The organism is Bacillus yapensis (assembly GCF_005280205.1).
Lineage (GTDB): Bacteria > Bacillota > Bacilli > Bacillales > Cytobacillaceae > Robertmurraya > Robertmurraya yapensis.
Genome location: NZ_SUND01000011.1, coordinates 20,982 through 33,791, shown reverse-complemented (window position 1 = coordinate 33,791; position 12,810 = coordinate 20,982). Strand labels below are relative to the sequence as shown.

Genomic DNA, 12,810 nt, shown 5'->3' with positions numbered 1-12,810 from the left:
GGAATAATAAATTCGTAGAAACATTGAAAGGGGAAATTAAGAATGGATTTCAATTTTACAGATGACCAACAAGAATTGCAAAAGTGGGCGAGAAGCTTTGCAAAAGAAAAATTCTCAGAAAAAGCATATACATGGGTGAAAAATGGGAAAGTTCCTTGGGAGAATGCAAAAATTTTAGCAGCACACGGATTAATGGGGATGACCCTTCCTGAGGAAGATGGTGGGCAAGGACTGCCATTAATAGATGCCATTATTGTCATGGAGGAAATTGCAAAGGTGTGTCCAAACACTGCAGATATGTTTCAGGTTGGGAACTTTGGTGCGATTAGACAATTATCCGCTTATGGAAGCAAAGAATTAAAGCAACGTATTTTGCCATCTATTTTATCAGGGGAGAAATTAATTTCTGTTGCAATGTCTGAACCGAATGCTGGATCAGCTGTAACCGATCTTAGCACACGAGCTCGTATCGAAGGAGATAAGGTCATCATTAATGGGACTAAAGTATTCAATACACATGGTCCACATAATTCCTATTACGTCGTATGGGTTCGATTTGGAGAAGGAGTGAAAACTTCTGGAGCGATTTTAGTAGAAAGAGATTCTCCAGGATTCATAGTTGGGAAAACAGAAACACATATGTCTGGTGAGGAGCATTGCGCCTTGTATTTCGAAGATTGCGAAGTGCCGATCGGCAATATCCTTGTACCTGAAGATGGATTTAGAAGACTCTTTACGATGTTCAACATTGAAAGAATGGGGAATACCGCTCGTTCATTAGCACTTGCTCAAGCTGCATTTGATATGGCTGTTGAACATGCGAAAGAAAGACAGCAGTTTGGCAGGCCATTAGCGGAGTTTCAGGGGATTCAATGGAAAGTAGCAGAAATGAAAATGAAATTGGATGCAGGAAGATTGTTGCTTTATCGCGCTGCAACGAATGCAGATAAAGGAGCACCTAGTCCGTTAGAGTCCTCTATGGCAAAAGCTTATATCAATACGACGGCATTTGAAGTTGCCAATGAAGCTGTACAGATCTTTGGAGGGTACGGATATTCAACCGATTACCCACTTGAATATATTTTTAGAAGAGTTAGAGGCTGGATGATTGCTGGCGGTACACCTGAAATGATGAAGAACAAGATTGCGGAGGATGTATTCGGAATGAGATTTAGCCAGAGAAAAAAATAACAACAATTAATAGGAGGAAATGAGTTGGCTGAAAATAATATAGTAGTAGAATCCAATGTCGTCGAAGCAAAAGCTCATACTTTCCTGATGGAATTTGAAGGCGCCGAGCTTTTAAGAAAATTTGAGCTTCCTGTAGCTAAATCCAAATTAGCGAAGACGAAAGATGAAGCAAAAGAGTTTGCGGAAGCAATCGGATATCCAGTTGTATTAAAAGGAATGTCAAAAGACATTGTTCATAAGACAGAGGCAGGGATTGTAAAATTAGCTATTCAGAATAAAGAAGAACTATTTAGAGCTTATGAGGAAATTGTTGAAAACGCTTTAACATATAATCCAAATGCAAAGTTAGAAGGAGTCCTAGTGCAGGAGTTAGCTCCGAAAGGAATTGAGCTAATTCTTGGGATTAAAAAAGATCCAACCTTTGGTCATCAATTAATAATAGGTCTTGGCGGCACGCTCGTAGAAATCATGAAGGATTTTTCCATGAGAATGATGCCGGTCACTATTCAAGATATAGATGAAATGATGAAGGAACTAAAAAGTTTTCCAATATTGGATGGGTATAGAGGAAGGAGTGGAATTAACAAACAGCTACTATACACAAGTTGCTTATCTTTAAATGACTTAGTAGAATCTCATCCAGAAATTGAAGAATTGGATTTGAATCCGGTTATATTTACAGAAAATGAAGCAGTTATCTGTGATGTTCGAATTTTAATGGGAGAACAGGTAAAAGGAAACAGCCTTGATCGAGATTTATCCCATGTGTATCAAATGATTAATCCACGCTCCATTGCTGTTGTGGGTGCATCTACAAATGAAAAGAAAAATGGCGGAAGACTATTACGCTATATTGTTGAAAATGGATATACAGGTGAATTATATCCGATCAATCCTGGGGCTGAACAAATTAAGGGATATAAAGCCTATCCAAGCTTATTAGATGTTCCAGGAGAAGTGGAATTAGCCTGCATTATTGTCGGAGCAAGTCATGTCCCGAAAGTAATGGAGGAATGTGTTGCAAAAGGTGTGAAGGCGGCCATTATTTATTCTTCTGGTTTCGCAGAAGTTGGAGAAGAAGGGAAAAAGCTTCAAGAACAAGTTTTGGATTTTGCTAAAAAGGGAAATATTCGCGTTCTCGGCCCAAATTCAATTGGCATTGCGAGCCCAAGTAAAAATATCTACACGGCCTTTGGTGCGGCGCTTGAATCAAAAATTAAGCTTCCAGGCAATATCGGATTCGTGTCACAAAGTGGTGCGATGGGAAGTGCTTTGTTAAGCCGTGCCTGGGAACAGGGGGCTGGGTTCAGTCGTTGGATTAGTGTGGCCAATGAAGCAGACTTATCTACGTCTGACTTTGTAGAAGTCTTGGCAGACGATGAATTAACAAAGGTCATTACAATCTTTATGGAAGGTCTTAAGAATCCAAAAGCTTTTGAACAGGCAACAAAGAAAGCATTAAAAGTTAAAAAACCGGTTCTTGTTTTCAAAACGGGTCGATCAAGCATTGGAAAAAGGGCTGTTCAATCTCATACCGGCTCCATTGCTGGTGATGATGCTGTCTATTCAGCTGCATTTAAGAAGTTTGGTGCTTTAAGAATTCAGAGATTAGATGAAATCATCGATGTTTCACATGCCTTTACCGTACAACCACTACCAAAAGGGAAGAGGATAGGTGTCATAACAGCTTCTGGAGGGGCATGTAGTATTATTGCAGATTTATGCTCTGAACGTGGGCTAGAGGTTCCTGAATTAACAAGTACTTCAGAGAAAATAAAAGAATATATCCCGCCATTTGGTTCAGCACAAAATCCAGTTGACGTGACGGCGGAAGTGATTGCCAAACCTGAGATGTTCAAGAAAGTAGTGGAAACGCTTATCCAGGATTCAGATATCGATGGTGTCATTGTTATGTTAACGACTAATGCTGACCCAGGTGCGACTATCATAGCCCAATCATTAATTGATGTATTCAAGAATCACGATAAACCGCTAGTTATTGGTCGACTTGGTGCAGAAATGATTGCTCCTGAAGCAATGGCCTTATATAGCAAAGAAAATCTTCCAGTGTATCCGACCCCAGAAAGAGTCGTGAGTGTCATGGATTATCTGGTTAAATACAGTGAAATTTTGAAGAAAAAGCAATAGCAAAAGGAATGGAGGGAGAAATCTTCTCCCTTTTAATAGTTCACTACATGATACCGCATGGGAAGTTATACAGAAAGTTGAAAGGGGAAGTTTGATGTGACAAAAATCGCGATTATTGGATCTGGCGTGATGGGAAGAAGTATTGCCTACACAGCTGCTTTAGCTGGATATCAGGTCTATTTGCAAGATATCCACACAAAAGCATTGGATGATGCCCAGGCTTATATACAAAAGGAACTAAAACAATCGATTGCAAGGGGTTATGTAAATCCTGAAGCAGAAAATGAAATTCAACAACACTTGAATTTTACAACAAGCATGGAGGCAGCCGTTTCGGATGTCGATTTAGTGATTGAAGCTGTTATTGAACGAATGGATGTAAAAATTGAAGTGTTTAAAAAGCTTGATGAGATTTGTCCTGAACATACGATTTTGGCCACTAATACTTCTACTATGAGCCCTACTGAAATAGGCGCTCAAACGTCGAGAGCAGGACAGTGTATTACGATGCACTTTTTCAATCCAGCTCACAAAATGAAACTAGTAGAAATTGTGAGAGGTCTAGATACAACGGATGAGACCTATGAAATTGCGAAGGAAGTCGCCTTAGGGATGAAAAAAGAAGTGGTGGAAGTAAACGAGTTTCCTGGATTCGTGACGAGCCGAATGAATTGTCTAATTGGAAATGAAGCGATGAACATGTTAATGGAAGGCGTTGCTTCTGCTGAAGATATTGATAAAGCCATGAAATTAGGCTTAAATCATCCAATGGGTCCACTCGAGGTAGCAGATTTGGTCGGACTTGATTCCCGACTTCGTAATATGGAATATCTCTATAAGACATTGGGTGAAAAATATAGACCTTGTCCTCTACTGATTAAATATGTAAAGGCAGGCAGACTTGGAAGGAAATCGGGTATCGGTTTCTATAACTATAACTAAGAGATGGGGTTGAACAAGGATGAGAGATGTTGTTATCGTGGATTCGGTTCGAACGGCCATTGGGAGATTAGGTGGTAGTTTAAAAGAGGTAGAAGTCGATCATCTTGCTGCGAAAGTCATCGATGGAATCATCAATCGAACAGGAGTAGAGAAAGAAAAGGTAGATGAAGTAATTTTAGGACAAGGGAAACAAAGTACGGATACACCAAATTTGGCAAGAGTGGCTTCCCTTAGAGCAGGACTTCCTGTAGAGATCCCTTCTTATACGATTCATCGACAATGTGGTTCAGGACTTCAAGCTGTAAATAATGCTGTGCAACAGATTCAATGTGGACTATCCGATTGTATTATTGCTGGTGGTGCAGAGAGCATGAGCACGGCCCCTTATTACATCCGGAATGCACGTTTTGGATTTGGGGCTGGAAATGGAGAAATATTGGATCCAAATACGGAAAGTCAACCGCGTTCCCAACCAATTGATCAATATGGAAGCATAACTATGGGGTATACGGCTGAAAATTTAGCGGAAAAATACAATATTTCTCGTGAAGAGCAAGATGAATTTGCTTTAAGAAGTCAGGAGCTAGCGATCCAAGCGATAGAAAAAGGAATTTTTCAACAAGAAATAATAGATTATGAGATTTCTAGAAAAAAAGACAAGATTGTTTTTAATACTGATGAGCATCCTCGAAATACGCAACTAGAAAAACTGTCCACTCTCCAACCTGTTTTTAAGAAAAACGGGACGGTCACAGCAGGTAATAGCAGTGGAAGAAATGATGGTGCGGCAGCCCTTTTAGTTATGTCTGAGGAAGCTGCGAACAGGTATGGAATGAAACCTAAGGCAAAGGTAATTGCTCAAGCAGCAGCAGGGGTTTCCCCAGAGATCATGGGAATTGGTCCAGTTCCATCTACTGCCAAAGCGTTAGAAATGGCAGGATTAACAATTAATGATATTGGATTAATTGAATTGAATGAAGCATTTGCTGCCCAATCATTGGCTGTGCTTAGAGAATGGAATACGGATATCAATAAAATAAATGTCAATGGAGGAGCCATTGCGTTAGGTCATCCAATTGGAGCATCTGGAGCCATTCTCATGACGAAGCTACTCCATGAACTAGAAAGACGTGGCGAAAAATATGGCCTTGTCACACTATGTATTGCTGGTGGCCTTGGGATAACAACAATTGTGGAAAACTTCCAAGTATAATGATAGAGATTATTTCTTAAATAAAATTCATTTTGAATACCTAAATCGATACATCTTGTAAGTGTAAAACACATGCAAGATGTATTTTTTTTGTTGAATCTTTGTTTTAAAATTTAAATTTTCTAAAAATATATGATACGATGAACTGGTAATTTAGTTGAAAATTTGGACATCAGTGTTTAAAATTCTAACGCGTTGAAGCTTATATGGAAAGGGGATATTAGATGAGTCCAAAACTTATCATGACTGCTGGTTATCCAGAGTTAGTAGAAATGATTGAAAAAGTTTCCAATGAACTGCAAATTGAAGTAACAGTTGTAAAAGGAATCTTAACGGAGGCAGCTGAAAAAGTAAAAGAAATGGTTGACAATGGAAACTATGAAGTTGTTATTAGCCGAGCAGGGACAGCTAAAGCTGTTAGGGAAATTGTCGATTTGCCGGTTGTAAATCATGACTCTGATCAGTTTGATATATTACAAGGATTTATTCGAGCCAAGCAATTAGGTGAAAAAGTTTGCTTTATTACATATCCAGAAGAAGGATTCCTTTTTAATTTTGAAGACATGATGAAAGTGATTGGATTTGAAGTCACGATTCTTCCATATAACTCAACAGAGGAACTAGAACAGCAAATTAAAGTTGCGAAGGAAATGGGGATTGATGTCGTACTAGGTGGTGGTATTCGTTCTGCACAAATCGCCAAGAGCCATGGAATGAAAAGTATGTATCTCACCGCCAGTGAACGAACCATTAAAAGAACACTTATCTTAGCCAACAAAGTAGCGGAAGATCGGATTCTTCTCAAGGAAAAAGCAGTACGTCATAATGCTGTCATTAATGCTTCTGAGGAAGGAATCCTGTTTATTAATGGAGATAGAGAAATTGAAACATGTAATCCTGCTGCTGAACGAATATTGAACCTGAAAGCAGTCGATGTACTAGGAAAGAATGTAGACGAAGTTGCAGATGAGCAGCTAGTAAGTTTTCTACATGAAAAAGAGATTTATACGAGCAGAGGTAATTTTACGAGAAAGAATATTAACGTAACCTTTGAGCCTGTTTTAGTTGAAGAGAAAAGAATTGGAACCGTTATCACTTGTCGTGAAATAAGTAAAATCCAGAAATTAGAAAACAAAATTAGAAGGGAATTGCACTTAAAGGGTTTAGTGGCGAAATATTCTTTTCATGACATCATTCATCGTAGTAAAAAGATGGATGATGTTATCCAACTAGCAACAGAGTATTCTCGAACTGATTCCACCGTTTTGATCATTGGTGAAAGTGGAACCGGAAAGGAACTTTTTGCGCAAAGCATACATAATGCAAGTAAAAGAAAAGATGGCCCTTTTGTAGCAGTTAACTGTGCAGCTCTACCGGAATCCATTTTAGAAAGTGAGCTTTTTGGATATGCCGAAGGAGCCTTCACAGGGGCGAACAGGGGAGGGAGACAAGGGTTATTTGAACTCGCGCATGGGGGAACGATCTTTTTAGATGAAATCGGAGAAATCCCTTCTCATATTCAGACAAGATTACTAAGGGTATTACAAGAAAAGGTTGTCATGCGAATTGGGGGAGATCGTGTTACCCCAGTGGATATAAGAATTATTGCAGCAACGAATCGGAAACTTTGGGACTTGGTAAAAGAAGAGAAGTTCAGATTGGATCTTTATTTTAGATTAAGTGTTTTACATCTAGAAATTCCACCACTATTTCAGCGTAGAGAAGACATTCCACTCTTGGTGAATTCGTTAATGAAGAAACAAGGAGCAGCAAGCGTTTTTGAGGATCTCCCAGAGCAACTAAGGAATTTTTTCACTTCTTATCATTGGCCAGGAAATATTAGACAGTTGGAGAATATCGTGGAGAGACTTCAGCTTAGATTATCAAATGCAAAATTTTTAGGCAAGGAATTTGTTCATGAAGTTTTAATGGAGACTGAATCGGATGCTCGCACACAGCAGGCTCAGGATGGACTAGTAGTAAGCTTAGGAACAATGGAAGAAATTGAACAGCAAGTAATTCACAATATGTTAGAACGCTACAATCAAAATCGTACCCTAGTGGCAGAAAAATTAGGAATAAGTAGAACAACATTATGGAAGAAGCTAAATGGATAATATGGATTTGAATGAACCATTCATTAGATAAATGAACAATGTTTTGAAAATGAACAGCTATTGAATCCGTGTTTAAATATTGAACTCGAATCTTTGAAACGCAATTTTCGCTCCTTTATTTATAGCAATCTAAAAATAAGAAAATGTTGGCACAGATCTTGCTAGGTTATATAAGAAAAAAATAAGGGGCTGGTTATCCTATAATATTAGGTAGGTGAAAGTGTTAGTGAAAAGTGTAGAAGTGGTATGTCAGGAAGGGATCACCATCGTTTACTTAAATGAACCGGATTCTTTAAATGCTTTAAGTAAAACCTTAAAAGAAGAATTGGGCAAAGTATTAGCCCAAATAGAGAACGATGACTCGATTAAAGTCGTTATTTTCACTGGAAGAGGAAGGTCATTTTGTGCTGGTGGAGATGTAAAAGCCATGAAGCTTTCCTACGATCCGATAGAAGTAAAAAAAGGAATGGAAGCATCCGCAAATATGATTAAGAAAATTCGTGGCTTATCTAAAATTACGATTTCAGCTGTAAATGGATATGCAGCAGGGGCCGGAATGAGCTTAGCCATTTCTTCGGATATCATCATTGCAGATGAAAATGCTAAATTCGTCTTATCTTTTAAGAATGTAGGCTTAATTCCAGACTTAGGTTTACATTATCACTTACTTAGAAGAGTAGGTGAATGGAAAGCAAAAGAATGGATATGGTCTGGGAAAAGACTAACCGCTCAAGAGGCATATGAATATGGGTTTGTCACAGAGATTGTACCAGATGGTTTGTTATTGAACAGAGCACTTGAAAAGGCCCAGGAATTAATCAAAGGCCCTATACAATCCTATATTTCCTCTAAACTGATAATCAATCGTTTTCAACAGGCTAGCCTTGATGAAGTACTTGAAAAAGAAGTGGATATTCAAACCATCATAAAAGGTACGAATGAACATAAGGAAGCGGTAAATATGTTTTTTTCAAAAAGGTAAATTAAAGCGTTTTCAAAAGATAAGCAGGCATATACTGCATGTGTTTCGTAGGAAAGGAGTTCCTTTAAACATGAGAAAAGTTACGGAAGAATTGGCTGAGTATGTGGCAGACTCTATTAATCTCGTTTTACATGAAGAATTGGTTCATCAAGTGAAACGAGTTATCTTAGATTATTTTTGTTGCGCCATAACTGGTTCGAAAACAGCTGTAAGCAACCAAGTATTTCAAACTCTTTTAAATTTAGATGGAGAAGGAGATTATAACGCAATTGGCTATGAAAAAGGTCTATCAAAAACAAATGCAGTGTTTATAAATGGAACGAGCACACATTGTTTGGATTTAGATGATGGTCACACGAATGGCTCTATTCATCCTGGCGTAGTGGTCTTACCACCTGTTCTAGCGGAGGCCCAGAAAATAAAACCGAGTTTTGAAGAACTAGCGAGAGCGATCATTATTGGTTATGACATTTGTTTACGAATTTCTTCGGCTATCCATCCTTCATCTAGAAAGAGAGGCTTTCATAATACGCCTATCGCAGGAATTTTTGGTGCTGTAGCCGGTCTTTGCGTACTGAATAAGTGTGGAAAAGAGGAAGTACGCAATGCATTTGGGATTGCAGGTAGCTTTGCTGGTGGAATATTTGCTTTTCTTGGTACGGGTTCAGAGGTAAAACGAATTCATCCTGGTCAGGCTGCACGTGATGCCATTTTAGCAGTGGAGTTATCAATGAATGGGTTAACTGGACCGAAATCAGTTCTGGAATCAGAGAATGGATTCTTTCAAGCGTTTGCTGGAGGAGATATATCAGTAGAACGGTTATTTTTAGATTTGGGTACATCCCATGAAATAATGAATATCTATTTTAAACCACATCCATGTTGTAGACATCTTCATTCATCTATAGATGCCATATATAAAATAAAAGAGAAGACCAATTTGAATCTTACTGAAATTACTTCGATAAGAGTAGGCGTCAATAGCATAGCGTACAAACATCGTCATCACGAATGCCAATCATTTCTTGATGCACAGATGAGTTTGCCTTATTCTTTGGCGTTAGCACTCGTTCATCCATCGCTTGAAATTGAACATTTTACACCGGAGAATTCTACGGACCTGATTAGAAATTTAGCAAAACGTGTAGATATATACATTGATGAAAGAGCTGAACAAGTATATCCATATGAAAGACCGGCATTTATTGAAATTACTCTTAAAGACGGTACTAAAATGGTTGAATCGGTATCAAATCCGCTTGGTGAGCCATCTGTCCCATTGGATGATAAGAAGTTGAAGGAGAAATTCTTAGGAAATTGCAAAGGAATTATGGGGGAAGACAAGGCACAACAAACCATTGATAACATTTTCAATAAGGACATTAATTTAGATTTTCTATATAGACTCTAACTCTTCGTCATATTTTGACATATTTAGATGATTGAAAACAATTGCAGATAAGCTGAACTTGGCATGAAAATTGCTTGTAATATATGTATCTACTGAAATAAATTTTGAGTTCAAAGGGAGTGAAGAGATGGGAAGAATAGATGTTTTAAATCCAGTTGCCGTAACTGGTATGAAGGACAAAAAGGATGTTTCAAAGCTTGAAAAGCTAGAAGGAAAAGCAATCGCCTTTCTAGATAATTTAAAACCACAATCCGACCAAGTTCTCTTTGGGATAAGGGATTATTTTGAAAAAAGAGGAATTCGTACAAAGGTTTTTAGAAAAATTGACACCCCAACGGCTGTACCTGAACCAGTGGTGCAAGAAATTAAAGAAAAATATCACGCTGTCATAACAGGAGTAGGTGACTGAGGGTCCTGCACATCATGGAGTGTCCATGATTCAATTACTTTTGAAACACTAGGAATTCCAACAGTCACGATTTGTTCGGAGGTTTTTCAGCCATTGGCTGTTATGGAAGCAGAGGCAAAAGGATTTCCAGATCTAGTGATCAAAGAAGTCCCACATCCTCTTGGAAGTGCATCAGCAGAGCAAGCATTCCAATATGGGGGAAATATTGCTGAGGCTATAGCCAAATCTTTAACCGAGCCTTCTTCTACTACTGAGAGTAAATCACATGAAAAAGAATTTGAGCCGATAACGTTTGATATGAAAATGGATAATCCACTCGAATTCTTTGATCGAGTAAATGAGTACTTTTATAACCAAAAATGGTCAGACGGATTGCCGTTTATCCCTCCGGTTCCTGAAAGGGTAAAAGAAATGCTTGAACATACATCGCATAGCCCTTACGAATCATTAGGAGAATTTCCACCTGCATGGGCAAACACAACGGTTGAGAAGGTAGCTGTTAATGCAGTCATGGCTGGATGTCGACCTAATTATTTTCCTGTCGTTCTTACAGCTGTTCAAGCTTTGTTGGATAAAAGATTTAACCTGTATGCGATTCAGGCTACAACCAATCCGGTTACACCACTTATTGTGGTCAATGGACCAATAGCAAAAGAACTAAAAATGAACAGTAAGGCGAATGTTTTTGGGCAAGGGAATATGGCGAATCTGACGATTGGTAGAGCCATTCGCCTTTGTATGTTAAATATTGGAGGAGCCTTACCTGGTGAAATGGATCGAGCAACCCAAGGGCAACCAGGAAAAATAAGTTTCTGTATTGCTGAGAATGAAGAGGATAATCCGTGGAATGCTCATCATATCGAACAAGGATTCTCAGCCAATGAAAGCACTGTTAGTGTTTTCGGTGTGGCAGGAACTCATAATATTCTCGAACAAACCAGTACAACTGCGCAGAATTTGCTGATTATGATAGCTGGCTCGATGACCCCATTGGGAATTAACAATATGACCATTGGTGGAGAAGTCTTATTGGTATTCTCTCCTGAACATGCCAAATTGATTGAAAAATGTGGTTTCTCTAAGAAGGATGTTCAGAAATTCTTGTATGACAACGCACGTGTTCCAATCAGTCAGTTTCCAGAGGAAACACGAAAGCAGTTATTGTTCAAGAGAAGAGAGAAATGGTTTTCCAATGTACCAGAATATTATTCCGTTCCAGTGGTTGATTATTTAGAGGATATAAAAATATTGGTAGCTGGTGGGGCTGGAGCCCATACTACTTTTATGCCATCATTTGGTGCCGCGAGTAGAACGGTTACTAAATTAATAGAATAGCTGTCTTTACATGATACACACTATTTTCACAGTAGCATTTACACAAAGGGGGATCTCACATGTTTACCAAAGAACGTATTATCAAACTTAGTTTATCGGGGTTAATATTCATAACTTTCGCTTATCTTGCAGGATGTTCAAGCAGTGCTGCGGGAAAAGATGGAGGAACGAATCAATTAAAAATTGTTACCGCTACAACGACAGGGGCGTATTATCCAGTTGGTGGGGTAATGGCCTCTATTCTAAGTGAAATGGAAGGTTATAACTTCACAGCAGAGGCGAGTGGAGGTTCACAAGAAAATGCTAGATTAATGGATTCAAAACAAGCCCAAATTGGTTTTCTTGGCTCAGATTCATCCTACAATGCTTATAATGGCTTGGAGTCTTTTGAAGGAAAAGCAATTGAATTGGCAGGTCTAGCGCAAATCTACTCGATGCCTTTCCATGTTGTAGTACTAAAAGGGAGTGGCATTGAGTCGATGGAAGACTTGAAAGGAAAGACCGTTGCTGTAGGTGCACCCGGTTCCGGTACATCCGGTAAAGCAAAAATTATCCTAGAGGAATTTGGTCTTCCTTTTGAAAAAGAAATAAAAGCAGAATATCTCAATTTTACAGAGGGAGCAGAGGCCCTAATTGATGGAAATGTAGATGCAGTTATTATCTCAGTTGGACTGCCATCTGGAAATATCCAAGAACTTGCAACATCTCATGAAATTGAATTGCTTCCTTTTGAAAAAGAAAAAATCTCCAAGCTAATTGAAAAATACCCGTACTTCCGAGAAACCCAAATACCTGGTCGCACCTATAAAGGGATTGATGAGGATGTAACCGTGGTAAGTGTTCCAACGGATATTGTTGTTGCTCCAGACTTGGATGAGGAACTTGTTTACAATATGACAAAAATGCTTTATGACACACATTACGATCAGTTTATCAATTCACATGCAAGTATGAAGGAGTCAACACTTGAAATTGCCCCTTATACAAGTGTCCCACTACATCCTGGTGCTGAAAAGTTCTATAAAGAAAAAGGTGTATTAAAGTAGAAAAATTTGAGTGGAG

At 38.6% G+C, this 12,810-nt stretch carries 9 protein-coding genes; all 9 read left to right on the top strand.

The genetic code is table 11. The annotated features are described in order from the left end of the window. Positions 1-42 precede the first annotated feature (42 nt). The 9 genes from FAR12_RS13750 (at position 43) to FAR12_RS13705 (ending at position 12,794) form a co-directional block, all read left to right on the top strand. Positions 43-1,191 carry an acyl-CoA dehydrogenase family protein gene (locus FAR12_RS13750; RefSeq protein WP_126409238.1) on the top strand — a complete coding sequence of 383 codons (1,149 nt, stop codon included), beginning with the start codon at positions 43-45 and terminating at the stop codon, positions 1,189-1,191. A 24-nt stretch (positions 1,192-1,215) separates the two neighbouring features. Further along, on the top strand, positions 1,216-3,339 hold the full coding sequence (locus FAR12_RS13745) for an acetate--CoA ligase family protein (protein WP_126409237.1): 2,124 nt from the start codon (positions 1,216-1,218) through the stop codon (positions 3,337-3,339). A 96-nt stretch (positions 3,340-3,435) separates the two neighbouring features. Next, entirely contained in the window at positions 3,436-4,281 is an 846-nt protein-coding gene (locus tag FAR12_RS13740) for a 3-hydroxyacyl-CoA dehydrogenase family protein (protein ID WP_126409236.1), read from the top strand. Between the two features lie 19 nt (positions 4,282-4,300). After that, on the top strand, positions 4,301-5,494 hold the full coding sequence (locus FAR12_RS13735; protein WP_126409235.1) for a thiolase family protein: 1,194 nt from the start codon (positions 4,301-4,303) through the stop codon (positions 5,492-5,494). 224 nt (positions 5,495-5,718) lie between these two features. Then, on the top strand, positions 5,719-7,611 hold the full coding sequence (locus FAR12_RS13730) for a sigma 54-interacting transcriptional regulator (protein WP_126409234.1): 1,893 nt from the start codon (positions 5,719-5,721) through the stop codon (positions 7,609-7,611). A gap of 226 nt (positions 7,612-7,837) precedes the next feature. Then, the gene (locus FAR12_RS13725) at positions 7,838-8,593 is read left to right on the top strand and encodes an enoyl-CoA hydratase/isomerase family protein (RefSeq protein ID WP_170972203.1); all 756 of its coding nucleotides are present in this window, start codon (positions 7,838-7,840) and stop codon (positions 8,591-8,593) included. A gap of 70 nt (positions 8,594-8,663) precedes the next feature. After that, entirely contained in the window at positions 8,664-10,004 is a 1,341-nt protein-coding gene (locus FAR12_RS13720; protein WP_126409232.1) for an MmgE/PrpD family protein, read from the top strand. A 127-nt stretch (positions 10,005-10,131) separates the two neighbouring features. Beyond that, the gene (locus FAR12_RS13710) at positions 10,132-11,748 is read left to right on the top strand and encodes a UGSC family (seleno)protein (RefSeq protein ID WP_273701419.1); all 1,617 of its coding nucleotides are present in this window, start codon (positions 10,132-10,134) and stop codon (positions 11,746-11,748) included. A gap of 59 nt (positions 11,749-11,807) precedes the next feature. After that, complete coding sequence (locus FAR12_RS13705; protein ID WP_126409229.1) at positions 11,808-12,794, top strand: TAXI family TRAP transporter solute-binding subunit; 987 nt, start codon at positions 11,808-11,810, stop codon at positions 12,792-12,794. Positions 12,795-12,810 lie beyond the last annotated feature (16 nt).

What these genes read in the sequence shown, in the direction of transcription:
- FAR12_RS13705 (WP_126409229.1), top strand. Translation starts at nt 11,808, where the DNA reads ATGTTTACCAAAGAACGTATTATCAAACTTAGTTTATCGGGGTTAATA.
- FAR12_RS13735 (WP_126409235.1), top strand. Translation starts at nt 4,301, where the DNA reads ATGAGAGATGTTGTTATCGTGGATTCGGTTCGAACGGCCATTGGGAGA.
- FAR12_RS13720 (WP_126409232.1), top strand. Translation starts at nt 8,664, where the DNA reads ATGAGAAAAGTTACGGAAGAATTGGCTGAGTATGTGGCAGACTCTATT.
- FAR12_RS13750 (WP_126409238.1), top strand. Translation starts at nt 43, where the DNA reads ATGGATTTCAATTTTACAGATGACCAACAAGAATTGCAAAAGTGGGCG.
- FAR12_RS13730 (WP_126409234.1), top strand. Translation starts at nt 5,719, where the DNA reads ATGAGTCCAAAACTTATCATGACTGCTGGTTATCCAGAGTTAGTAGAA.